The following is a 22917-nucleotide window of genomic DNA, read 5'->3' as shown; positions in this document are numbered from 1 at the left end:
CTGCGGGAAGGTGCTCATCAGAACTGCTCGGCCATGCCGGACTCCACCAGCGGATGCACGCCCTTGCGCACCCCGGGGACCTCCCCGCACAGCCGCGGGGTGGGGAAGACCTTGCCGGGATTGGACAGGCCCTTCGGATCGAAGGCGCACCGCACGAGTTGCATGGTGTCGAGGTCCTCCTCACTGAACATTCGCGGCATATAACGAGATTTATCAACACCGACGCCGTGTTCGCCTGTGATCGAACCGCCGTGTTCGATGCACAGGTCGAGGATCCGGCCGCTGGCGGCCTCGGCATGCTCGCCCTGGCCGGGCACGGTGTCGTCGAAAAGGACGAGAGGGTGGAGGTTCCCGTCGCCCGCGTGGAACACGTTCGCCACCCGGATGCCGAACTCCTCCTGGAGCCGGTCGATCGCGGCGAGCACCTCGGGCAGCGCCGTCCGCGGGACCACCCCGTCCTGGACGATGTAGGCGGGGCTGATCCGCCCCACGGCGGCGAAGGCCGACTTGCGGCCCTTCCAGATCGCGGCCCGCTCCTCGGCCGAGGCGGCGACCCGGATCTCGAAGGCGCCCGTCTCGCGGCAGATCCGCTCGACGGCGGCGAACTGGTGGTCCACCTCGGCGTGCGGCCCGTCGAGCTCCACCACGAGCACGGCCCCGGCTCCCTCGGGGTAGCCGCAGTGCACCGCGGCCTCGGCCGCCTCGATCGCCAGGGCGTCCATCATCTCGATGGCCGCCGGGACGATCCCCGCGCCGATGATCGCCGACACGGCCCGGCCGCCGCCCTCGATCCCGGTGAAGGCCGCGAGCAGGGTCGTGACCGCCTCGGGCGTCCGCGACAGCCGTACGGTGATCTTGGTGGCGATGCCCAGCGTGCCCTCCGAGCCGATGAACGCCCCGAGGAGGTCGTAGCCGGGATCGCGGTCCGACAACTCCACGATCTCCCCCTGCGGGGTGACCAGCTCGATCCCGACGACGTGGTTGACGGTGAAGCCGTACTTCAGGCAGTGGGCGCCGCCCGAGTTCTCCGCGACGTTGCCGCCGATCGAGCAGATCTGCTGGCTGGAGGGGTCGGGCGCGTAGTAGTAGCCCCGCTCGCGGACGGCTTCGGAGATGGCCAGGTTGGTCACGCCCGGCTCGACCACCGCACGCCGGTTGGGGATGTCGATCTCCAGGATGCGGCGCATGCGGGAGGTGACGATCAGCACACCGTCGGTCCGGGGAAGGGCGCCGCCGGACAACCCGGTTCCCGACCCCCTCGCCACGAACGGCACGCCGTACTCGTCGCACAGCCGCACCACGGCCGCGATCTGCTCGGCCGACTCCGGCAGCACGACCACGCCGGGGGTGGCCCGGTGATAGGTGAGCCCGTCGCAGTCGTAGGTCCGCAGCCGTACGGGATCGGTGATCACCGAGCCCTCGTCCAGGATGTCGCCGAGCCGCTCGGTGAGCCGCTGGAGGGTGGACATCGCTACGGTTCCTCCTCGTGCGTCCGCGGCCCCCGGCCCTGGTCCTTCACAGGCCGGCCGGGCCTTCTGTGATGATTCGCTCCTGAATGTCGTCTTCCCTTGAATCATCTCGCAGAGCAGGAGCGATGGCACCTGCCAGCTCCGCGGGCGTCGGGAGGGCCGCCTGGAGGTCGGCGGGCAGTGTGTGCGGGCCCACCGAGAGCGGCGAGATCATCGCGCCGAGCCGGTACTCGACCATGATCTGATCGCGTGAGGCGACCAGGAGGATGCCCAGCGTCGGCTCGTCCCGCATCCGGTCGCGGACCTGGTCGTCCACGGCGGCGACGCAGAGGTCCAGCCGGTCGGCGTGCTCCGGGGCGAAGCCGTCGGTCCGGAGATCGACGACGACGTAGCGGTGCAGCGCGAGGTGGTAGAAGAGCAGGTCGGCGACGAACTCCTCGCCCCGGGCTGACAGACGGCGCCGCCTGGCGGCGAACGCGAAACCCACCCGGAGTTCCTGGAGGAAGGTGACGACGGTGTCGATCATCCGAGCCTCGAGGTCGCGCCCGCGCCGTTCGCCTCCGTCGAGCAGTTCCGTCACGAAGGGGTCGGTGAGCATGTCCCTGACGCAGTCGCGGTCCTCCAGCGGCACCGTCCTGCCGGTGTCGTACAGGGGGTGGTCCGGCCGCAGGTGCAGCCCGCTCCGGATCATCATCGTCAGCGTGCTCCGGGTCCAGCCCTCGTGGGCCGCCTTCATCGCGTAGAACTCGCGGGTCGGGCGGTCGTCGAGCAGGTCCAGCAGGACGACGACGTGGCCCCACGGGATCAACTCCAGGGACTGCGGGACGAACTCCGGCCAGGCGGCGGCGAAGGTCGTCATGCGATGCAGGTTGGCCCGGGAGTACGCCCTGGCCCGGGGGTACTCGGCCCTGAGTTCGGCCGCCAGGCGGGCGAGGACCTCGTCGTACCGGGTGTCGCCCAGTCGGCGGCCGAGGATGTGGCGGCCGATGCGCCAGTACTGGTGGATCAGTTCGGCGTTGGCCGTGAGCGCCGACCGGTAGTGGCTCCTGGTGATCTCACGCGTGATCGCCCGGGGCGGTCCGGCGGCGGCGCCGGCGTGGTCGCCGGCCTCTCTGAATTCGCTCATGGACCAGATGTAGCGACATCTGGATGGATGCGCTCGTCTAGTCGTACACCGATGGGGATCAGGAACCTTCCACCGGGCGGGAAGATTCCTGACCCCCGAGTCGGTCATGTCATCGCATACGGGCATACGCGGGGAGGGTAAGGAACTCCGCGAAATCGTCGTCGAGCGCGACTTCTTTGAACAACGCCGTCGCCTGCGCGTACAGGCCCTCGTCGTAGCCGGGCTCCTCGGCGATCGCGGCGAGCTCCTCGGAGATGATCCGCTCGACGAGGTCGCGGGTCACGACGGCGCCCGTGTCGGCGAGCTCGATGTCGTTGTGGATCCACTGCCAGACCTGCGACCGCGATATCTCGGCCGTCGCGGCGTCCTCCATGAGGTTGTGGATGGCGACCGCGCCCAGCCCGCCCATCCACGCCGCCAGGTACCGCAGGGCCACGTCGACATTGTTCCGCAGCCCGGTCTCGGTGATCTGGCCGGGGGTCTTGGACACGGACAGCAGGTCCTCGGCGGTGACGTGGACGTCCTCGCGCAGGCGGTCGAGCTGGTTGGGACGCTCGCCCAGCACGCCGTCGAAGACCTCGCGGCAGATCGGCACCAGGTCGGGGTGGGCCACCCACGAGCCGTCGAACCCGTCGCCCGACTCGCGCGTCTTGTCGGCCCGGACCTTCTCCAGGGCGACCTTGTTCACCTCGGGGTCGCGCCGGGAGGGGATGAACGCGGCCATGCCGCCGATCGCGTGCGCCCCGCGCCTGTGGCAGCTGCGCACCAGGAGTTCCGTGTAGGCGCGCATGAAGGGGGCGGTCATCGTCACCGAGTTCCGCTCGGGCAGCAGGAACTCCCGCCCGCGGGTGCGGAACTTCTTGATGACGCTGAACAGGTAGTCCCAGCGGCCGGCGTTGAGGCCCGCGGAGTGCTCGCGCAGCTCGTAGAGGATCTCCTCCATCTCGAACGCGGCCGGGTACGTCTCGATCAGCACGGTCGCCCTGATGGTCCCCTGCGGGATGCCGAGCAGGTCCTGGGCGCGGACGAACACGTCGTTCCAGAGCCGCGCCTCGAGGTGCGACTCCATCTTCGGCAGGTAGAAGTACGGCCCGCGTCCCTTGTCGAGCTGGCGCCGGGCGCAGTGGAAGAAGTAGAGCCCGAAGTCGAGCAGCGCGCCCGAGATCTCCATGCCGTCGACGAGGACGTGCTTGTCCGGCAGGTGCCAGCCGCGCGGCCTGACCACCACGGTGGCCAGCTCGTCGTCGGGCTTGAGCGCGTAGTCCTTGCCGCCCGAGGAGAAGTCGATCGTCCGGTCGAGGGCGTCCCGGAGGTTGAGATGCCCGCTGATCGTGTTCTCCCACGTGGGCGCGTTGGCGTCCTCGAAGTCGGCCAGCCACACCTTGGCGCCCGAGTTCAGCGCGTTGATGGTCATCTTGCGGTCGACCGGGCCGGTGATCTCCACGCGGCGGTCCTCGAGCCCCGGGGCCGGCGGCGCCACCTGCCACTCGGACTCGCGCACCTGCCTGGTCTCGGGGAGGAAGTCGAGCGTTCCGCCCGCGGAGAGCCGTGCCTGCCGTTCGTCGCGTACGGCCAGCAGCTCCCTACGCCTCGTGTCGAACTCGCGATGGAGGGTAGCTACGAAGGCGACCGCCTCGGGAGTGAGGATCTCGTCGAACCGATCGAGCAGGGGACCTGTGATCTCAACGCCTTCCATCGGCACTCTTTCCACGATCCGGAAATTTAGTTCTAAATGGTGGAATCGACGCTACTCCACCGCTGATCCGAGGGTCAACGTGGGGGACGCGTCAGGGCGGACCGGGGGATCTCCCCGATGGGGCGGTGCCGTACGCACCAGAAGAATCGGTGTCATGAGAAGGCAGAGCATGATCGTCGCGGGAGTGGCACTGGGCGCCGCCCTCGCTCTCACCGCGTGCGGCGCGGAGATCGACCTCGGCAAGGTCGGCCTCGGCGGCGAGCAGGCCGTCGAGTCCTACGACGTGACCGACGAGATCACGGCCCTGCGCGCCTACACGGGGGCCGGTGAGATCGTCGTCAACGAGTCCGGCAGGACCGGCGTCCACGTCACCGAGACCCTGCACTGGCGGGGCGAGAAGCCGCAGAACGGCCACCAGGTCGACGCCGGCACGCTCACGTTGCGCTACCAGTGCCACGACTGCTCCGTCGACTACCGCGTGGAGGTCCCGAAGGGCCTGAACGTGAACATCGACGCGGGATCGGGCACGATCACCCTCCGTGAGCTGAGCGGCCAGGTGAGCGCGGCGGCCGGATCCGGCGACATCGACGCGAGAGGGCTCTCCGGCCGTCAGGTGACCGCCACGACCGGATCGGGCGAGGTCAAGCTCCGCTTCGCCGCGACCCCCGAGAAGGTACGCGTCGAGACCGGCTCGGGAGACGGCACCGTCTGGGTGCCGTCCGGGTCCTACAACGTGACCGCGAGCACGGGTGCCGGCGACGAGGAGGTCGCCGTGACACAGGATCCCTCGTCTCCCCGCACCGTCGTCGTCAAGACCGGTTCCGGCGACGCCCGGGTCCTCAAGGGCTGACGGTCCCCGGCGGAACACCGCAGGCCATAACCAGATGCGGACATCGGGACGTCGTGCCACCATCGATGGGAAGACACCAGGGGTGTCGGAGTGTTCCTCTAGAAGAGATGACATATATGCATGACGAGCCCGAAGACCTTGCCGTAGGCGATTACGAACTCGAAGAGCGCCAGGCGCTCCGCCGTGTGGCCGGTCTTTCGACGGAGCTCGAGGACATCACCGAGGTCGAATACCGCCAGCTGCGGCTGGAGCGGGTCGTCCTCGTGGGCGTCTGGACCAGCGGCTCCGTCTTCGACGCGGAGAACTCACTGCAGGAGCTGAGGCTCCTCGCGGAGACCGCCGGATCGGACGTCCTGGAGGGACTGATCCAGCGCCGTGACAAGCCCGACCCCGCGACGTACATCGGATCGGGGAAGGCGATCGAGCTGCGCGACATCGTGGCCGCCTCCGGCGCCGACACCGTCATCTGCGACGGTGAGCTCACGCCCGGCCAGCTGCGCCAGCTGGAGGAGATCGTCAAGGTCAAGGTCATCGACCGGACCGCGCTGATCCTCGACATCTTCGCCCAGCACGCCAAGAGCCGGGAGGGCAAGGCCCAGGTCGAGCTGGCCCAGCTCCAGTACCTGCTGCCCCGCCTGCGAGGCTGGGGTGGCAACCTCTCCCGGCAGGTCGGCGGCCGCGCCGCCGGCGGCGTCGGCATCGGCGGCCGTGGTCCCGGTGAGACGAAGATCGAGCTGGACCGGCGCCGCATCCGTGAGCGGATGGCGAAGCTCCGCCGCCAGATCAAGAACATGTCGACGGCCCGCGAGACCATGCGGCACCACCGGCAGGCCCGCGAGGTGCCGGCCGTGGCGATCGCCGGCTACACCAACGCGGGCAAGTCGTCGCTGCTCAACCGGCTGACCGGTGCGGGCGTGCTGGTCGAGGACGCGCTGTTCGCGACCCTCGACCCCACGGTGCGCCGGGCGCGCACGCCGGAGGGCCGCCTGTTCACGCTCGCCGACACCGTCGGGTTCGTCCGGCACCTGCCCCACCAGCTGGTCGAGGCGTTCCGCTCGACCCTGGAGGAGGTCGGGGACGCCGACCTGATCCTGCACGTGGTCGACGGGTCGCATCCCGATCCCGAGTCGCAGCTCGCGGCCGTCCGCGAGGTGTTCGCCGAGATCGAGGGCGCGAGCGAGATCCCCGAGATCGTCGTGATCAACAAGGCCGACGCCGCCGACCCGGTGACGCTCGCCCGGCTGACCATGAAGGAACGGCACAGCGTGGTGGTCTCCGCGCGCACCGGCTCCGGCATGGGTGAGCTGATGGCGATGATCGAGACCGAGCTGCCGCGCCTGGACCACGAGGTCCGCATGCTCGTGCCGTACGACAGGACGGACCTGGTCGCGCGGGCCCACAAGGAGGGCGAGGTGCTGTCCCTGCAGCACACCGGCGACGGGACCATCCTGCACGCCAGGGTTCTGGGGGCGCTGTTCGCCGAGCTGGACCGGGTCGCCAAGCCCGTCGAGACCGTCTGAGCGGCCGTTACCGTTCTCCCCGACACGCCCCTGCGAGGGTCACGGTTCGTTAGTGGCTCTCCGGGGGTGACCTTGGTACGATAACGCCAGCCTAACGAGACCTTATGGCGCGGGTAACAAGATGACACCAGAACGTGTTGTTGCGCGTTGGCGAGTGCGAGGGCATCGGTTTCAAGTCGCGGGGAACGGCTGCCGGTGCGAAGTCGGGGACAGAAGTGACGTATCTATACGGCTGTGGCGTATTGGCGTTCTTTCTCAATAGCCCTGTACATCCAGTCGACCTGTGAAATAACGTAACTGAACTGAAATCGCCCGGGTTCAAGATCCTGGCGGTAGGGTCATCGCACAACACCGGTGCGCGATGAGGCAGGAGACCCCCCAATGACGTCCGGACACGGAGCGGACCCAGTGGGCGCGGCGCCCATGACCTGGGACTTTGTCGTGTTCCGGGACGATGGGCAGGTGGTCGGATGACCGTTCGGCTGCTCACCAACATCGGCCGGCTCTGGACCGGTCACGACGTATGCAGCAACGCGGCCATCCTGGTCCACAACGACCGCATCGCCTGGGTCGGGCGGGCGGCCGACCTGCCGCAGAGCGTGCCGGGGGTCGTCAACGACATCGTCGACGTCGATCACGTGGAGAACCTCGGCGGCGCGCTCGTCACGCCCGGTCTCATCGACGCCCACACCCACCCCGTCTACGCCGGGAACCGCTACGCCGAGATGGCGATGCGGTCGGGCGGCTCGACGGCCTCCGCGATCAACGCGGCCGGCGGCGGCATCGGCTCGACCGTCACGGTGACCCGCGGCACCGACCCGTGGACGTTGTGCAACGGCGTACGCGAACGGTTGCGCGAGTGGCTGCTGGCCGGCACGACGACCGTCGAGGCCAAGACGGGCTACCACCTGACCCGCGACGGAGAACTGGCGGACGTCCGGCTGCTGCGCGAGCTCGAGAAAGAGCCGATGATGCCGCGCGTGCACGTCACGTTCCTGGCCGCGCACGTGGTCCCGCCGGAGTACTTCGGCCGTCAGCGCGACTACGTCGAGGCCGTCGCCACCTGGTGCGCCGACGCGGCCGCCGCCGGGGCCGACAGCGTGGACGTCTACTGCGACGACGGCCACTTCAGCGTCGACGAGGCCCGCTGGGTGCTCGCCTCCGGCCGCAACGTCGGCCTCCTTCCGCGCGTTCACGCGGGCGCCTTCAACCGCCGCGGCGCGGTCCAGTTGGCCGCCGAGATGGGATGCTCGTCCGCCGACCTGCTCCACCACACCACCGACGAGGACATCGCGCTGATGGGCAGGTACGGCGTGCCCGCCGTCGTCTGCCCGGCCACCGCTCTGCAGGGCGGCAGCCTTCCGCCGGTGCGCCGCATGATCGCCCAGGGCGTCCCGATCGCGCTCGGCAGCGACCACAACCCGGGCCACTGCGGCATCACCTCGATGTCCCTGGTGATCAGCCTGGCCGTGTCGGCGTTCGGCATGAGCGTGGGGGACGCGCTCCGCGCGGCGACGCTGGGCGGAGCCCAGGTGCTCGGCGCCCCCGACCGCGGCATCCTCGCTCCCGGCCGGCTGGCGGACATCGTGCAGTGGGACGCCGACCACGAGGGCGCGTTCGCCTGGTCGTACGGCCTCAAGCCCCGCCGGGTCTGGCGCGGCGGAACCCCCGTCCAGTAACCCGCCGCCCACTCGCGCGATCATCCACGTGTCCCGGAGATCGCGAGCGGTTACTCTCTCGATATGCCCCCGATGATCGCCGTCGTCACGGATTCCACCGCGTATCTGGGCGAGGCCGAGGCGGCCAGGCAGGGGATCGCCGTCGTCACGTTACGGGTCGCCTATGACGGCCAGATCATCGAGGACCGGACGCCCATCGACACCTCCGCCGTCGCCGATGCCCTGCGCGGCGGCGCCACCACGTCGCGGCCGTCGCCGCAACTGTTCACCGACGTCTACGGGGAGGCGGCCGCGCAGGGAGCGACGGGCATCGTCTCCGTCCACCTTTCCGGCGAGTTGTCGGGCACGGTGGACTCCGCTCTCGTCTCCGCGCGGGAGGCGCCGATCCCCGTCGAGGTGATCGACAGCCGGTCCATCGCCATGGGGCTCGGCTTCCCCGTGCTGGCCGCGGCGCAGGCGGCCCGGCGGGGAGCGGCTCTCGCCGACGTCGTGTCCGCGGCGAGGCGGTGTGCCGACGTCACCCGCACGTTCTTCTACGTCGACACGCTCGAGCACCTCCGGCGGAGCGGCCGCATCGGCGCCGCCGCCAACCTCGTGGGCTCCGCTCTGGCGATCAAGCCGCTGATGCGACTCGGCGACGGCCCGATCACCGTCGTGGAGAAGGTCCGTACGGCGGGCCGCGCGATCGCCCGCCTCGAGGACCTGGCGGTCGAGGTGGCCGCGGACGAGCCGGTGAACGTGGCGGTGCAACATCTCATGGCCTCGGCCCGGGCCGGCGCGCTCGCGGAGAGTCTGAGCGCCCGGCTGCCCGGACTCGTCCGCATGATGGTCGTCGAGGTCGGGCCGGCGCTGGGCGCCCATGTCGGCCCCGGCCTGCTCGGCGTGACGGTCTCCACGGCGACCGAGTGAGCGCCCGGCGGTTCAGCCAGAGTCCAGAGCGCCCGGTCGTTCGGCGGGCGTCTGCGTGAGCGGTGGCGCTTTCACCGGCGAGCAAGTGAGCGGCCTGCGTTTCCACAGGCATCGCGTCATCCACAGAGCGCCGTTCCGGTGGGGGCGGACGCCTCGCGCCCACCTAGCGTCTCCCGGGTGCGAACCACGCAGCAGGCGGCTCAACGCGTCGCGGTAGAGGCTCGTCTGCGCCGTCTGACGGCGCCGGTGGAGTCAGGGCCGCCGGTTGCCCGTGAGCGTCCCCTGCCCGGTCCGCCGCCGTCGTTCGGTTCGCCCCACGAGGCCCCCCACGTGGTTCGTACGGCTGTCGCGGGGCGTGAGCCGTACGAACCGGTCCTGACGGAGGAGGAGTCGTCTGCCGTGGACTCAGTGGACTCACTTGGGGCGCGGATGCGCGGGCGTCTGGCGGGCGCGGTTCCGCTGCTCGATCCCGGTGTGCCGTGCCTGCGGGTGCTCGTCGTCCTGGGCACGCTCGCGGCGATCGTGGCGGGCGTCTTCGCATGGCGTTCGCGACCGGTGGCCGAGCCGCTGACTCCGCCCGTTCCGATGAGCGTCTCCTCGATTGTGGCGGCGTCCCCGTCGCCGACGGCGAGCGTCGTCGTGTACGTGACGGGCAAGGTGCGGCGACCGGGGGTGCTGTCGCTGGCGACGGGGTCCCGGGTCGCCGACGCCATCGACGCCGCAGGCGGGATCCGGCCGGGTGCGAAACCGGGCGCGCTGAATCTCGCCCGGCGTCTCGTGGACGGCGAGCAGATCGTGGTGGGTGCTCCCACGCCGACGTCTCCCGGAGACGTCACGCCGGCCGGTGCGGCCGCGGGTGGTCTCATCAGCCTCAACTCGGCGACAGCGGAGCAGCTCAACGGCCTGCCGGGTGTCGGTGACGTGCTCGCCGAGCGCATCATCGAGTTCCGCGAGGCGCATGGCGGCTTCCAGAGCGTCGATCAGCTCCGTGAGGTCTCCGGGGTCGGGGAGAAACGATTCTCCGAGATCAAGGACAAGGTCGCCCTGTGACGGCGGGAGCCGCGGATCGCGGAGCCGGACCGAGGCCGGAGACAGGGGCGACGCACGCGCTGCCGCTGGTCGCACCCGCCCTGGCGTCCTGGGCGGCGGCGATCGTCCTGCTGGGATGCTCGGCCGCCGCAGGTGCGGTGACGGCCGTCGTCGCCGCCGTCGCTGCGGCGACGTGCTGGGCCGCGCTCATGTCCAGGCCACCTGGTGCACGCCTTCGCACATCGCCCCGCGCGCGAACGCCCGGGATACGGCATCGGGCCCGGAACATGAGGTCGCCCGGCGCCCGGAACGTCGTCGTGGGGACCCTCGCGTGCCTGTCGGCCACCGCCGCCATCGTGGCCTTCAAGGTGCACGCCGTCACCAGCGGCCCGGTGCCCGGACTGGCGGCGCGGAGCGCCTCGGTGACGGCGGACGTCGTGATCACCGACGACCCCCGCGTGCGGCCCCATCGCGGCGGAGTCGTTCAGCGGGACAGCGCCGTGGTCGAGGCGCGCATGGTGTCCGTGACCTCCGCCACGGAGCGTTTCGCCGTGGACGTGCCGATCGTGCTCTTCGGCTCGGGGGAGGGGTGGAGCACGCTGCTGCCCAGCCAGAAGGTGAGGGTCCGGGGACGCCTGGGGCCCGCGGAGGCGGGCGAGCTGACCGCCGCCGTCCTGCTCGTGCGAGGCGGTCCGGAGCTCCTCGGCGATCCGTCGGCCGCGCAGACCGTGGCGGGGGAGGTGCGCGCCGGCCTCCGCGAGGCGAGCGACGTTCTGCCTCCCGGCCAGCGGGGGCTGCTCCCCGGCCTGGTGGTCGGCGACGTGTCGCGGATGGACGACCAGATCAGGCAGGACTTCACCACGGCCGGGCTCAGCCACCTGACCGCCGTCTCCGGAGCGAACCTCGCCTTGATCGCGGGAGCCGTCCTCGCCCTCGCGAGGATCGCCGGGCTGCCGCTGCCCCTGCGCGCGCTCCTCATGATCGTCGCGATGCTCGGGTTCGCCGTGGTCGCGAGGCCGTCGCCCAGCGTGCTGCGGGCGCTCGTCATGGGATCGATCGCCGCGGTCGCGCTCGGCGCCGGCCGGCCGAAGGACGGGGTGGCCGTCCTGTCCGCCACCGTGCTCGGCCTGATCCTCTTCGATCCGGGACTCGCCAGGCAGTACGGCTTCGCCCTCTCCGTCTTCGCGACCGGCGGCATCCTGGTGCTCGCTCCGCGCTGGCGCGAACGGCTGGCGGAGCGGATGCCGATGCTCGCGGCGGAGGCGGTCGCGGTGCCCGCCGCGGCGCAGGCGGCCGTGACGCCGGTGCTGGTGCTCATGTCCGGCCGGCTCGACCTCGTGGCCGTCCCGGCGAATCTGCTCGCGGGGCCGGCGGTCGCGCCGGCCACCGTGCTCGGCTTCGCCGCGGCGGTCGTCGCCCCGCTGAGCATGGGAGCGGCTCAGATCCTGGTGCATCCCGCGGGCTGGGCCGCCGGCTGGATCATCGTCGTCGCCGAGCACGCCGCCGCGGTTCCCATGGCGACGATCGGCTGGCCGGGGGGACTCGCCGGTCTCGTTCTGCTGGCGGCCGCCGCGGTGACGGTGTGGGCGGTGATGAGGCGACGGGCGTACAGGCGGGCGGCGCTTGCCCTGCTCGCCGGCGCTCTGGTCGCCGTCCTGGTCGCGGGGCCCGTGAGCTCCCCGTGGCCCCCGCCCGGATGGTTGCTGGTCGCCTGCGACGTGGGCCAGGGAGACGCGCTGGCCGTATCCGCCGGCCCCGGCAGGGCCATAGTGATCGATACAGGTCCCGAGCCCGGACCGGTCGACCGCTGCCTGCGCGATCTCGACGTCCGGCAGGTGCCGTTGATGGTGCTCACGCATCCCCATCTCGACCATGTCGGCGGCCTCGAAGGCGCGATGCGCGGCAGAGCCGTGGGCGCAGCGCTGGTGAGCCCGGGTCGCGTCCCCGAGAGGGAGAGCGCCCGCGTCTCCTGGCGGTTGCGGGCGAGGGGAGTCCCCGAGTGGGTGATGCCGCCGGGGACGCGGTGGCGGTTCGGCGGCGCGGAGATCACCGTCATCGCTCCGTCGTCCGACGCCCCTCGCCAGGGCCCGGGGGAGGGGGCCGTCGCCAACAACGCCAGCATCGTGCTGCTCGTCCGCTGGTTCGCGCCGGCGGGAGGGCTCATCGGATCCGCGTTGCTCGCCGGAGATCTCGAGACCGAGTCGCAGGCCCTCCTGGCGCGTGCCGGAGTCCCGTCCGTCGACGTCCTCAAGGTTCCCCACCACGGTTCCCGGCGGCAGGATCCGGGGTTTCTGGGCGCCACCCGGGCGCGTGCCGCGTTGATCAGCGTCGGAGCGGTCAACGACTACGGCCATCCGGCCCCGCTGACGACGCAGCGGCTCGGTCTGCTCGGCATGCGGGTCTACCGCACCGACCTGTCCGGCGATCTCGCCGTGACCGCCCAGGAGGGCCGGCTCGGGATCGTGCCGAGGAAGGGATGAGGTCCGTGTACCGCGGGATGTGCCACACCCGGCGCGGCGTGGCATGCTGCCAGACATGGCGAATCCAGCTCCCGTGACCCTCGTCGTCGGCGATGAGGAGTTCCTCGTGGACCGAGCCGTCGGGGCCGTCGTTTCGGCGGTGCGCGACGCCGATCCGGAGGCGGAGGTGCACGACCTCGTGGGAGGGAAGGTCGAGACCGGGGAGCTGGCCCAGCTCGCCTCGCCGTCCCTCTTCGATGACCGGTCAGTCGTCGTGATCCGGTCGGCGCAGGACCTCCAGAAGGACGTCATCGCCGAGATCGTGAAGTACACCGCGCACCCGGCGGACGACACCGTGCTGATCCTCGCCCACCCCGGCGGGGTCAAGGGGAAGGCCCTCGTCGACGGCGTCAAGAAGGCGGGCGCCGAGGTCGTCACGGTGGCCAAGCCGACGAAACCGGGGGAGCGGCTCGACTTCATCAAGGCCGAGGTCAGGAGGCACGGCCGCTCGATCGCCCCCGCCGCCGCCCAGGCTCTGCTCGACGCCGTGGGCAGCGACCTGCGCGAGCTGGCCGCCGCCTGTGGCCAGCTGGCATTCGACACCTCGGGGAAGACCATCGACGAGGCCGCGGTCGCCCGTTACCACCGGGGCCGGGCCGAGGTCACCGGCTTCGCCATCTCCGATCTCGCGATCGAAGGGCGACTCGGCGAGGCGCTTGAGCAGCTCCGCTGGGCCGTGGCCACCGGGGTGGCGCCGGTCCTGATCGTCAGCGCCCTCGCGGGCGGCCTCCGCTCACTGGCGAAGGTGGGGGGCGCGCCACGCAACCTGCGCGGAGCCCAGCTCGCCGGCCATGTGGGGATGCCCCCATGGAAGATCGACCGGGTCAAGCGCCAGCTGAGCGGATGGGGGCCGGAGGGCATCTCCATCGCCATGCAGGCGGTCGCCTCGGCCGACGAGCAGGTCAAGGGTGCCGGCACGGATCCGGGGTACGCGCTGGAGCGCGCCGTCCAGGTCATCGTCGCCAGCCGTACCGGTCGCTGAGCCACTGAGTCGCTGGGCTACTGGGCCCTTGAGCCGCTGAGTCACTGGCCCGCTGGGCCGCTGGGCCGCTGAGTCGCTGAGCTGCTGGGCCGCTGAGTCGCTGAGCTGCTGGGCCGCTGAGCTGCTGGGCCACTGAGTCGCTGAGCTGCTGAATCGCTGAGTCACTGGACCTGCCGGACATATCGCCGAGGGCCACGAACGGCCGAGCCGCCTGCGCTGGTGGCCCTGTCGCCTCCCTCGCCGTGTCGCCTCCCTCGCCGTCCGGCGTCCGCCGCCGACCGGCGGCCGGGCTCACTCCTCCGGGGCCTCATGAGGGCCGGGCTCCTCGACCTGGAGCAGCATCCGCTTGAGCAGAGCGGCGAGCACATCCTGATCGGCGGTGGTGAGAACGCCGACCATGTCCTCCTCGGCCTCACCTCGCACGTCCATGGCCCTCAGCCAAGTAGCACGGCCCTCTTCGGTGAGCTCGACGTCCACCCGCCGGCGATCCTCCTCGCTGCGGACGCGCCGCACGAGACCGGCCTTCTCCAGGGTGTCGAGCCGGCCCGTCATGCCGGCCGGCGAAAGCTTGAGGTCGGCCGAGAGCTCTGACGGGGTGGCTCGCCCGTGCTCACCCCGCGAGGCCAGCCGATGGAGCGTCTCGAACTCGAAATCCTGGAGGCCGACCATGGCGAGCGCGGTGTCCTTGCTCCGCGACAGATGCCTCACCAGGAACTGCAGCCTGGTGACGATCGCCTCCACCCGTTCGTCGAAGGGCGTCTTGCCCCGCCAGCGGGCGATGTGCCGGTCCACCGAGTCGTCCACCTTTCCGATCATACGCCAGGGTATATTTTGTTGACGAATTATTCGTTGACGAATTAGTTTTGCCGGCATGATTGCTCGACTCCTCATCGGACGGGCGGTCGCCGCCCTGGCCACCGCGCTCATCCCCACCGGGCTGACGCTCGCCGTCATCCGGGCCACGGGCTCGGCTGTCGATCTCGGCATCGTGCTCGCCGCGGAGACGATTCCGATGGTGCTGCTGTTGCCGATCGGCGGGGTGGTGGCGGACCGGCTGCCGCCGAGACGCGTCATCCTCGTCGCGGACCTGGCGCGATGCGCGACCCAGACGGTGATCGGCGCGAGGCTCCTTCTCGGTGATCCCTCGGTCGGCGAGATCGCCGGGCTCGCCGCGCTGACCGGTGTGGCCGTGGCGTTCGGAATTCCGGCGGTTTCACCACTGGTCGTGGCGGTGGCCCCGCCCGAGGGGAGGCTCAGGCTCAATGCGCGGCTGGGGATGGTCAACGGATTCGCCCAGATCGGCGGACCCGCCCTCGCCGGAGGGCTCACCCTCTGGGCCGGTGCGGGCTGGTCGTTCGTGATCACGGGGGTGCTGTTCGCCGGCTCGGCTCTCACCTTGGGTGGGATCGTCACGACCGCGCCCAGCAGTCCGCGAGGGCGCTTCCTGGCCGACCTGCATGAGGGCTGGCGTGAGGCCAGGCGCCACCGGTGGTTCCTCACCAGCGTGCTCGGTCACGGCGTGTGGCACCTCTGCGCGGGATTCCTGCTCACTCTCGGCCCCGTCATCGCCGTGCGCAGCCTGGGCGGAGAGTCCGCGTGGATCGTCATCGCCCAGGCCGGCACCGTGGCGACGGTCGTGGGCGTCCTCCTCGCGCCGAGGCTTCCGATCGCGCGCCCGCTCGCAGTGACGAACTGCTCAGCCGCTCTCTACGCGGTCCCTTTGGTGGCCCTGTCGATCCCGGCGCCGCTCGTCGTGGTCGCGTGCGCCTACTTCGTCGCGATGTTCGGCCTCGGCCTGCTGATCCCGCTGTGGGACACCGTCATGCAGCGGCGGATCCCGCAGGAGGCGCTCGGCCGGGTCGGGTCGTTCGACGCGCTGATCTCGTTCGTCGCTCGGCCACTCGGGCTCGCCGTCGCGGCTCCGCTCGCAGCCTGGACGGGGACCGCGATTCCGCTGCTCACCGCCGCGGTGCTCGTCGCCGCGGTCAACCTGGCCGTCGTCGCCCTGCCCGAGGTCCGCGCACGTACGGATCACGACGGCGGGCCCGCGGACGTCGCCGCCAAGCCGGACGCGGCCGCACCCGGCACACCCGCACCCGGCACGGCCGCGAGCCGGTCGCGAACCGCGGACCTATGAGGCGGCCTGGGGGACGGCCTCCACGAGCACGCCGTCACGCAGTTCGAGCACCCGGTCGGCCAGCGCGATCAGGCCGAGGTCGTGCGTCGCGACGATCGCGGTGACCCCCTCGCTCCGCACGAGGGCGCGAATCAGCTCCATGATCTGACGAGCCGTGTGGGAGTCCAGCTGCCCGGTCGGCTCGTCGGCGATCAGGACGCGCGGCCGGTTGGCCAGGGCACGGGCGATCGCCACCCGCTGCTGCTGGCCGCCGGACAGCTCGTAGGGCCGCTGGTTGACGTGATCGGCCAGGCCGACCAGAGAAAGCAGCACCTGAACCCGCTCGTCGCGCTCCCGCGGAGCCGCCTTCGCCAGCCGGAGCGGCACGCCCACGTTCTCGGCCGCCGAGAGCACCGGCACCAGGCCGAAGCTCTGGAAGACGAACCCGATCACGTCCCGGCGCAGCTGCACCAGCCCCGACTCCGCCATGTCCGTGACGGAACGGCCCGCGATGGAGACCCGCCCCGCGTCCGGCCGGTCCAGCCCGCCCACGAGGTTGAGAAGGGTGGTCTTGCCCGAGCCGGAGCGTCCCCTGATGGCGATCAGCTCGCCGGGAAACGCCTCGAACGAGACGTCCTTCAGCGCGGCGACCTCCTTGGGGCCTTTCTGGTAGGTCTTGCGCAGGCCCTCTACGACGACCAGCGGCTCAGTCATTCGGCTCATCCTCGCGATCGGCCGGCCACACTCCGATGTGGTCCCGTTCGAGCTCCAGGCGCACCCGGCGCTCCATCTCCAGCTCGTTCATGAAGTCCCGGGGCAGTTGAAGGCGGCCGGCGCGGTCGAGCACGGCGTACTCCTCCGCGATCACCCCGCCGTCCTGTGACGTGCGGCGCAGGGTCTCGCTCGACGTGCGCCCGTCGCGGATGCCGATGGTCCGGTCCACCTGCTCCGACACCGTCGGGTCGTGGGTCACGATGACGCAGGTGACGCCAAGCTCCCGGTTGGCGCCGCGCAGGGCGGCGAAGACCTCCTCGGAGGTGTCGCTGTCGAGTTCTCCCGTCGGCTCGTCGGCGAGGATCACCTCGGGGGAGTTGGCCAGGGCCACGGCGATGGCGACCCGCTGCTGCTGGCCGCCGGACAACTCGCCGGGCCGCCGGCCCGCGCAGTCGGCGACGCCGAGAAGCTCCAGCAGGTCGCCGGCCCGTGACTTGTCGGCCCGGCGGCCGGCCAGCTTCATCGGGAGCGTGACGTTCTCCCGCGCGGTCAGGTACGGCAGGAGGTTGCGCGCCGTCTGCTGCCAGATGAATCCCACGATGGAGCGGCGGAAACGCAGCCGGTCGCGGGAGGTCATCGACAGCAGGTCCATGCCGGCGACGCGGGCCAGGCCCGCGGTCGGGATGTCGAGCCCCGAGAGCACGTTGAGGAGAGTCGACTTGCCCGAGCCGGACGCGCCCACGATGGCGACCAGCTCACCCTTGTCGATCAGCAGGTCGAGGCCCTGCAGAGCGACCACCTCGACGGCGGCGCTCCGATCGGAGCCACGAGACGAGCCTTCGGTCTTGTAGATGCGGACCAGGTTGTCGCACAGGATGTGCGCGTTCTCGCCGAAGGCGGGACGTGTCGCTCCCGCCTGGGCCTCAAGATCGGCCAGACTTGGCATGACCACCTCCAAGGTAGGAGCCTACGAGGGCGATGAGGGCGACGCCGGCCGCGAACACCAGCGCGGGCGTTGCCGAGGTGAGCGACGGGGTGCCGGCCGGCAGGCCCGCGTAGGCCGCCAGGTCGACCCCCGCTCCGAGCAGTGCGGGCAGGCCGATGCCCAGGGCGAACCCCGCGCAGGTCGTCAGCAGGAGCAGCGGGGTCACCTCCAGGACGGTGAGGATCCTCGCCTGCCGTCCGGTCAGGCCGAGCACGGCGAGCAGCGCGTGAGCCCGGGCACGCTCCGGTGCGCGGGACACGAAGGCGATGGCCACGCCGACCAGCGCGTACACGGCGAGTGCGAGGCTGACCACCCACAGGCCGGTGACGAGCGCGGACGCGAGCGGCTCAGCCGCGACGTCGTCGAGCGCCCCGTTCACGGTCCTGACCACGGCGCCGGACGGTATCCCGGTCTTGACCGCTGCTCTGACCGCATCGGCGTCCCCGCGGACGAGCAGGGTGTTGGCCTTTCCTGCCATGGCGGGAACCACGATGAGCTCCTGCCCCGCGATGTCCACGCCGGGGAACGACGCGACGGTTCCCTTGGGCACCACGGTGATGTGCGTCGGCCAGCTGATGTCGAAGCTCGCCATGGCGGACAGGCCGCGGGTGACGAGCGCTCCGGAGCCCGGTACACGGGGCACGGTCAGCGGGCTGCCGGCGACCAGTCGCCGGTAGGCCTCCAGGTCGACCGCGACCACGGTCGCCGGAGTCCCGTGGAAGCCCACCTCGGCGGTGATCGGGCCTACGGAGGCCGGCACCACCGCGTCCACGCCAGGTGTCCGCCGGAGTTCTTCCACCAGGGTGGTGGGGATGTCCCGATCCACTTCCACCCGGATCTCCGCGCCGATCATCTGCCAGGCGGCCTGCCGCTGGGCGGTGTCGATGCTCTGCACGGTGGCCGCGCCGTACGCGCCGATGGACAGGGCGGGAAGCAGCGCCAGCACGGGCAGCGCCACGCCCGCCGCAGCGCGCGCCGCCATGGTGAGGCCCAGGTACGACGAGGCGTTGCGGCCGCGCGCGGTCAGCCGGACCAACAGCCTGAGCGGCAGGGGATAGACCCGCAGCGTCACGATCGCGGCGGCGAGGGCGAGCAGAAGCGGAGCCAGCGAGAGGAGCGGGTCGCCGGTGCCGAGCCCGCGGGTGCGCAGCAGTTGCACGCCTCCCACGCCCAGCGCGACCACGAGCACCTCCATGGCGATCCGCCGCGGGGAGGGCCGCGCCGTCGCGATGTCGTCCCTGCGCTGGTCCAGAGGCTTGCGGTGCGCGCCCGCCACCCAGGCGGCGCAGAAGGCGACGGCCGCCAGGGCGAGGAGCGCGGGCCCGATGTGGACGATCGGCGTGACCGGCCCCGGTACGGCGAAGGAGATCAGGTACCCGATGACGGCCGCGGGCACGGCCATGAGGGCGGCCACTCCGGTGCCCGCGAGGGTGACCTGGCGGAGCGAGGCGCCGCGGGCGCGCATCAGGGCGAGGTCGCCGCGTACGCGTTCGGCGAGCAGACGTACGGCGAGCGCGATCGTGGCGGCGCAGACCACGATGAGGCCGCCGAGGAGCACCGCCATCAGCGTCCGCGTCAGTGCGAGCCTGTCCAGGAACTGCGTCAGGAGCCGGTCGAGGTTGGTGGACAGGGAGATGCCGGAGCCGCTGTCGGAGACGCGGTTTCTGAAATCGGTGACCCCGGCGCGTACGGCTTCCGCGTTGCGGGCCGTGACCGCGTCGGGCTTCACGGTCATGTACCAGTGGTAGACCCGCTTGGTCTGCTGGGACGCCACGCTGCCGCCGTCGGTGAGGCCCGCGAGATACATCTGCTCTTCCTGAGCCCCGACGGGGAGCGCCCTGATCACCCGGCCGAGCGCGTCGTAGTGGGCCCAGAACGCCTTGGCGGCGGTCACCGGTTCATACAGCCCGGTGACCCTCGCGGTGAGACCGTCGAGTCGGAGGACGTCGCCCACCTTGATGCCGACTTCCGCGGCCACGGACGAGGCGAAGGCGACGTCGAACCTGGTCCCCTTCCTGGGGCCCGGCGGCCTGCCCTCGACGTAGCGGACGGCGGAGTCGGCGGTGGAGACCCACATGAGAGTCAGGTGGTGATTGCGCTTGTTCGAGATCCGCATGCGCTCGGACTCGATGCTGATCAGCTTCTCGTCGGTCGTCACCTGCCGCAGAGCGGGAGGGAGTTCCGCGCGCCAGTCGTCGTCCTTCGCGACGGTCTGCTGGACGGTCGCCAGCGGCTCGGCCCAGTAGCTCGTGGACAGGACCACGCCGAGCGACGTGAGCTGCGGGGGCGAGTTCGACAGAAGCCGCTGGGCGCCCTCGTCATATGACGCCTCCAGCGCCCGGGGAAGGGCCGCGACGAGCAGCGAGACGCTCAGCACCAGCACGGCGAGCAGCGCCGCCACGCCCTTGTGGGCGTTCAGCAGCCTGATCATCGGTCCTCCCCGGATCGCAGCACGCCGCCTGGTCCCCGCCGGTGCAGCGACCGCGCCAGCCCGCCGACCACCACCAGGAGGCTCACCATGATGATCAGGATGAGAGCGGCCACGGTCGGCCACGGGACGTCCAGCAGCACCGGGGGCGTGACGGCGGTCGCCTGCCCGGTCAGCACGATGGCCGGCACCACGACCGCGGCGACGATCCCCGCGAGGAGGACTCCGCCCGCCAGTGAAAGCGCGATGACGAACGACTGCTCGACCGCCAGCAGGGCGATCATCTGTTTGAAGGTCACGCCGAGTGCTCTGAGCAGGGCGAACTCCGCCCGGCGTTCTCTGGCGGACACCGCCGCGTTGACGAGGAAGCCCAGCAGTGCGAAGGCGAGTGCGGCGGCGAAGCCGAGCGTCAGCGCCCCCTGGAGCCCTGCCGCCAGCGGGTCGCCGCCGAGTTGCCGGTCGAGCGCGGCCAGATCGGTCACGGTCTCCTCGGGGTTCGTCCCCAGCGCGGCCACCGCACGCGAGGTGTCGTGATCCTTGACGGAGATCCACCATTCCGTGGCCTCCCGGGGGACCTTCGCCGCCCGCAACGCCGACAGATCGGCGAGCACGGCAGGGGTCCCGGCGGCCGTGCCGGGCATGGAGGCGGTCGTTCCCACCACGTGGACGGGGACGGCCTGGGAGCCGATCGTGATCGTCCTGAGCTGGGCCAGGCCGGAGGTGACCACGACCGGAAGCGCCGTGCCCGGCTGTGCGAGCCGTGAGGTCAGCGCGGCCAGCGGGGTCGCCGACAGGTCGGGCCGCAGCAGCATGATCGTGCCGAGCTTCGCGGCGTCGGCGCCGAGGAGCGTGACGTCGCCGCCGCCCATGGACGCCACGCTCCGGTGGACGCCGGTCACGGCGGTCACTCCGGGCAACGTCTTGTAGGTCGACTCCCTGCCGTCGCCTCCCGGAGGGACGGCCACGCGGAGGTCGGCGCCGGCCAGGTGCCTCGCCTGGTCGTCCTGGGACGCCCGCCAGGTGGAGCCCGTGGCGAGCGAGAGCACCCCGATGGCGACCGCCATGGTCAGCAGCAGGGTGGGGCCGGAGTATCGGGTCGGGCGCCGGCTCACCTGGCGCGACCCGAGGGCCGACGCGAGCCCGGTGCCGCGTGCGGTGAGCCGCTCGACGAGGGCCGAGATCGGGCCGAGCAGGCGCAGGCCGAGCATTCCTCCGCAGAGCAGGGCGAGCGCCGGCCCCGCCACGATCAGCGGGTCGATCCCCAGGCCGCCACCCGCCGTCGAGGTCACCGGCGCGCCGTAGTGGCGCATTTGCCAGATCGCGAGCGCGGCCAGCACGAGCAGCACCACGTCGGCGCCGGCCCTCTGGAGGATCCCCTGACGTGCTCCGCGGCCGCGCGATCCGCGTTCCTCGATGTAGGTGCGGCGGGTGCTCCTGATGGCGGGCAGCGCCAGGAGGACGGCGCAGGCCAGCGCCACCGCTGCCGAGACCGCGAGCATGGCCGCCGTCGACGGCGGCGAGAGCCGTACGTCGGTCGCGCTGGTCAGCTGGAGCAGGACGGGCGCGAGGAACGGCGCCGCGACGGCACAGGGCAGGGCGACCAGCAGCGCCTCGCCCCCGGCCAGTACGGCGAGGCGGACCGAGCCGCCGCCTCGCGACCGGAGCAGCGCGACCTCCATCGTCCGGTGGTCGGACAGGAGACGGGCGGTGAGCGTCAGGGCGTAGGCCGCGAGGACCAGCAGTTGCAGGACCGGGACGAGCATGGTCGAGCGGGCCACCAGGGCGGCCCGGTCAAGCTGGGTGAGCATGCCGGGCAGGAGGCTCGAGAACGTGCAGTCCGGGCAGTCGGTCCTGACCGCCGGCTCGATCGCGGCGACCGATCCGGCGAAGGACGCCAGCTGCTCCCGGGGAAGGCCGCCCAGATCGGGTACGGCGTGCCAGCTCGCGGAGACCGACGTGGTGAACCGGTCGAGGAAGGTGCCGGCGGACACGACGAGCGGGCCGTAGGTGGTGTAGTCGGCGTTCTGGACGCCCGACACGAGCAACTCGTCGCCGATGCCGCTGGAACCGTACAGGTCGCCGGGACGGAACACCCCCGTGATCTGCACCGTGACCCGACGGCCGTCGAGCCGCCCTACGACGCTGAGCCGGTCGCCCGCCGACAGGCTCATCGCGCGGGCGGCGGCCTCGGAGATCGACGCCTGGACGATCCGCGTCGATGCGCCGCCGTCCGCCGGCCACTTCCCGCTGAGCAGCGTGGCATTCTGGTCGAGGCCCTCGTATGTGGCGAATCTGGTCAGTTCTGGGCGTTCGGCCTTCTCCTGGCCCGGCATGGCGTAGGAGTCCGAAAGCGTGCTCGACGTCATCTGCGCGGGCACGCCCCCGAAGTGATCGGCGACCTGCTTGCGGACGAGCCCGTCGATCCGGGTGAAGTCACGTGCCGTGACCGAGGTGGTGACCGTGACCGCGCGAGTGGACAGCGGGGCGGTCTCCATGGCCCGGCGTACGCCGTCCTCGGTGACGGATACCGCGTAGACCATGAGCGCGACGAGGGTGGTCGTGGCGAGCAGGACCGACCCGAGTGCCGCGACCAGCAGCAGTGGCTCGCTCAGCGCGCGCCGGATGACCATCGGTGTTCGCCCCCGCATGAACCGTCCCTGTGCGCGCCGAATACAGAGCTTGTCACTCTAGGCATTCGGGAGGGGCAGCGGATGATCAGTAATCGAGCCGATACGGTGCGGGGATGCCGTTGTGATATCGAAATCGAGACATAATTTGGACATTTAGTGTCCGCCTTCTGGGAGCCCGGCGGAGCGGCGGCCTTCCCGGGGGTGTGGACCCCGGCAGTGCGGAGCCCGGCGGGGCCGGGTGGAACCACGGCCGGGGCCGGATGGG

Annotated in this window: 16 protein-coding genes; 8 read left to right on the top strand and 8 right to left on the bottom strand. The window is 71.3% G+C overall.

Annotated features, from left to right (window positions below; genetic code table 11):
* Positions 1-17: 17 nt before the first annotated feature.
* From Pph01_RS18930 to aceB, 3 genes are all read right to left on the bottom strand, one after another.
* The gene (locus Pph01_RS18930) at positions 18-1469 is read right to left on the bottom strand and encodes an FAD-binding oxidoreductase (protein ID WP_204074446.1); all 1452 of its coding nucleotides are present in this window, start codon (positions 1467-1469) and stop codon (positions 18-20) included.
* Between the two features lie 46 nt (positions 1470-1515).
* Positions 1516-2595: a PDDEXK nuclease domain-containing protein gene (locus tag Pph01_RS18925; protein WP_204074445.1), complete on the bottom strand. Its 1080-nt coding sequence runs from the start codon at positions 2593-2595 to the stop codon at positions 1516-1518.
* Between the two features lie 109 nt (positions 2596-2704).
* A complete protein-coding gene (gene aceB / locus Pph01_RS18920) occupies positions 2705-4291 on the bottom strand; it encodes a malate synthase A (RefSeq protein WP_204074444.1) in 1587 nt (528 codons plus the stop codon).
* A 154-nt stretch (positions 4292-4445) separates the two neighbouring features.
* Between aceB and Pph01_RS18915 the strand changes: the two genes are divergently transcribed.
* From Pph01_RS18915 to holA, 7 genes are all read left to right on the top strand, one after another.
* Complete coding sequence (locus Pph01_RS18915) at positions 4446-5141, top strand: DUF4097 family beta strand repeat-containing protein (protein ID WP_204074443.1); 696 nt, start codon at positions 4446-4448, stop codon at positions 5139-5141.
* A 116-nt stretch (positions 5142-5257) separates the two neighbouring features.
* Positions 5258-6661 carry a GTPase HflX gene (hflX, locus tag Pph01_RS18910; RefSeq protein ID WP_239116832.1) on the top strand — a complete coding sequence of 468 codons (1404 nt, stop codon included), beginning with the start codon at positions 5258-5260 and terminating at the stop codon, positions 6659-6661.
* A gap of 470 nt (positions 6662-7131) precedes the next feature.
* Positions 7132-8340 (top strand): imidazolonepropionase, encoded by a 1209-nt coding sequence (hutI, locus tag Pph01_RS18905; protein ID WP_204074441.1) that lies wholly within the window; start codon positions 7132-7134, stop codon positions 8338-8340.
* Between the two features lie 63 nt (positions 8341-8403).
* Positions 8404-9249 carry a DegV family protein gene (locus Pph01_RS18900; RefSeq protein ID WP_204074440.1) on the top strand — a complete coding sequence of 282 codons (846 nt, stop codon included), beginning with the start codon at positions 8404-8406 and terminating at the stop codon, positions 9247-9249.
* Between the two features lie 399 nt (positions 9250-9648).
* The gene (locus tag Pph01_RS18895; protein ID WP_239116831.1) at positions 9649-10299 is read left to right on the top strand and encodes a ComEA family DNA-binding protein; all 651 of its coding nucleotides are present in this window, start codon (positions 9649-9651) and stop codon (positions 10297-10299) included.
* A complete protein-coding gene (locus Pph01_RS18890; RefSeq protein WP_204074439.1) occupies positions 10296-12758 on the top strand; it encodes a ComEC/Rec2 family competence protein in 2463 nt (820 codons plus the stop codon). Before Pph01_RS18895 ends, Pph01_RS18890 begins: the two co-directional genes overlap by 4 nt.
* A gap of 55 nt (positions 12759-12813) precedes the next feature.
* The gene (gene holA / locus Pph01_RS18885) at positions 12814-13779 is read left to right on the top strand and encodes a DNA polymerase III subunit delta (protein ID WP_204074438.1); all 966 of its coding nucleotides are present in this window, start codon (positions 12814-12816) and stop codon (positions 13777-13779) included.
* 291 nt (positions 13780-14070) lie between these two features.
* Here holA and Pph01_RS18880 read toward each other — a convergent pair whose 3' ends face one another.
* A complete protein-coding gene (locus tag Pph01_RS18880) occupies positions 14071-14583 on the bottom strand; it encodes a MarR family winged helix-turn-helix transcriptional regulator (RefSeq protein ID WP_204074437.1) in 513 nt (170 codons plus the stop codon).
* Between the two features lie 67 nt (positions 14584-14650).
* Between Pph01_RS18880 and Pph01_RS18875 the strand changes: the two genes are divergently transcribed.
* Positions 14651-15916 (top strand): MFS transporter, encoded by a 1266-nt coding sequence (locus Pph01_RS18875; RefSeq protein WP_204074436.1) that lies wholly within the window; start codon positions 14651-14653, stop codon positions 15914-15916.
* Here the strand turns inward: Pph01_RS18875 and Pph01_RS18870 are convergent.
* Genes Pph01_RS18870 through Pph01_RS18855 form a run of 4 tightly spaced genes read right to left on the bottom strand, consistent with a single transcriptional unit; the run spans position 15911 to position 22670 of the window.
* Positions 15911-16609 carry an ABC transporter ATP-binding protein gene (locus tag Pph01_RS18870; RefSeq protein ID WP_239116830.1) on the bottom strand — a complete coding sequence of 233 codons (699 nt, stop codon included), beginning with the start codon at positions 16607-16609 and terminating at the stop codon, positions 15911-15913. The two genes, Pph01_RS18875 and Pph01_RS18870, sit on opposite strands and share 6 nt — an antisense overlap.
* Positions 16602-17555, bottom strand: a complete 954-nt coding sequence (locus tag Pph01_RS18865) for an ABC transporter ATP-binding protein (protein WP_204074435.1) — start codon at positions 17553-17555, stop codon at positions 16602-16604. Before Pph01_RS18865 ends, Pph01_RS18870 begins: the two co-directional genes overlap by 8 nt.
* Entirely contained in the window at positions 17533-20025 is a 2493-nt protein-coding gene (locus Pph01_RS18860; protein ID WP_204074434.1) for an ABC transporter permease family protein, read from the bottom strand. Before Pph01_RS18860 ends, Pph01_RS18865 begins: the two co-directional genes overlap by 23 nt.
* Positions 20022-22670 (bottom strand): FtsX-like permease family protein, encoded by a 2649-nt coding sequence (locus Pph01_RS18855; RefSeq protein WP_204074433.1) that lies wholly within the window; start codon positions 22668-22670, stop codon positions 20022-20024. Before Pph01_RS18855 ends, Pph01_RS18860 begins: the two co-directional genes overlap by 4 nt.
* Positions 22671-22917: the final 247 nt, after the last annotated feature.

Source organism: Planotetraspora phitsanulokensis (assembly GCF_016863295.1).
Lineage (GTDB): Bacteria > Actinomycetota > Actinomycetes > Streptosporangiales > Streptosporangiaceae > Planotetraspora > Planotetraspora phitsanulokensis.
This window is presented reverse-complemented; position numbering and strand designations above follow the sequence as displayed.

What these genes read in the sequence shown, in the direction of transcription:
- Pph01_RS18930 (WP_204074446.1), bottom strand. Translation starts at nt 1,469, where the DNA reads ATGTCCACCCTCCAGCGGCTCACCGAGCGGCTCGGCGACATCCTGGAC.
- Pph01_RS18925 (WP_204074445.1), bottom strand. Translation starts at nt 2,595, where the DNA reads ATGAGCGAATTCAGAGAGGCCGGCGACCACGCCGGCGCCGCCGCCGGA.
- aceB (WP_204074444.1), bottom strand. Translation starts at nt 4,291, where the DNA reads ATGGAAGGCGTTGAGATCACAGGTCCCCTGCTCGATCGGTTCGACGAG.
- Pph01_RS18915 (WP_204074443.1), top strand. Translation starts at nt 4,446, where the DNA reads ATGAGAAGGCAGAGCATGATCGTCGCGGGAGTGGCACTGGGCGCCGCC.
- hflX (WP_239116832.1), top strand. Translation starts at nt 5,258, where the DNA reads ATGCATGACGAGCCCGAAGACCTTGCCGTAGGCGATTACGAACTCGAA.
- hutI (WP_204074441.1), top strand. Translation starts at nt 7,132, where the DNA reads ATGACCGTTCGGCTGCTCACCAACATCGGCCGGCTCTGGACCGGTCAC.
- Pph01_RS18900 (WP_204074440.1), top strand. Translation starts at nt 8,404, where the DNA reads ATGCCCCCGATGATCGCCGTCGTCACGGATTCCACCGCGTATCTGGGC.
- holA (WP_204074438.1), top strand. Translation starts at nt 12,814, where the DNA reads ATGGCGAATCCAGCTCCCGTGACCCTCGTCGTCGGCGATGAGGAGTTC.
- Pph01_RS18875 (WP_204074436.1), top strand. Translation starts at nt 14,651, where the DNA reads ATGATTGCTCGACTCCTCATCGGACGGGCGGTCGCCGCCCTGGCCACC.
- Pph01_RS18870 (WP_239116830.1), bottom strand. Translation starts at nt 16,609, where the DNA reads ATGACTGAGCCGCTGGTCGTCGTAGAGGGCCTGCGCAAGACCTACCAG.
- Pph01_RS18865 (WP_204074435.1), bottom strand. Translation starts at nt 17,555, where the DNA reads ATGCCAAGTCTGGCCGATCTTGAGGCCCAGGCGGGAGCGACACGTCCC.
- Pph01_RS18860 (WP_204074434.1), bottom strand. Translation starts at nt 20,025, where the DNA reads ATGATCAGGCTGCTGAACGCCCACAAGGGCGTGGCGGCGCTGCTCGCC.
- Pph01_RS18855 (WP_204074433.1), bottom strand. Translation starts at nt 22,670, where the DNA reads ATGCGGGGGCGAACACCGATGGTCATCCGGCGCGCGCTGAGCGAGCCA.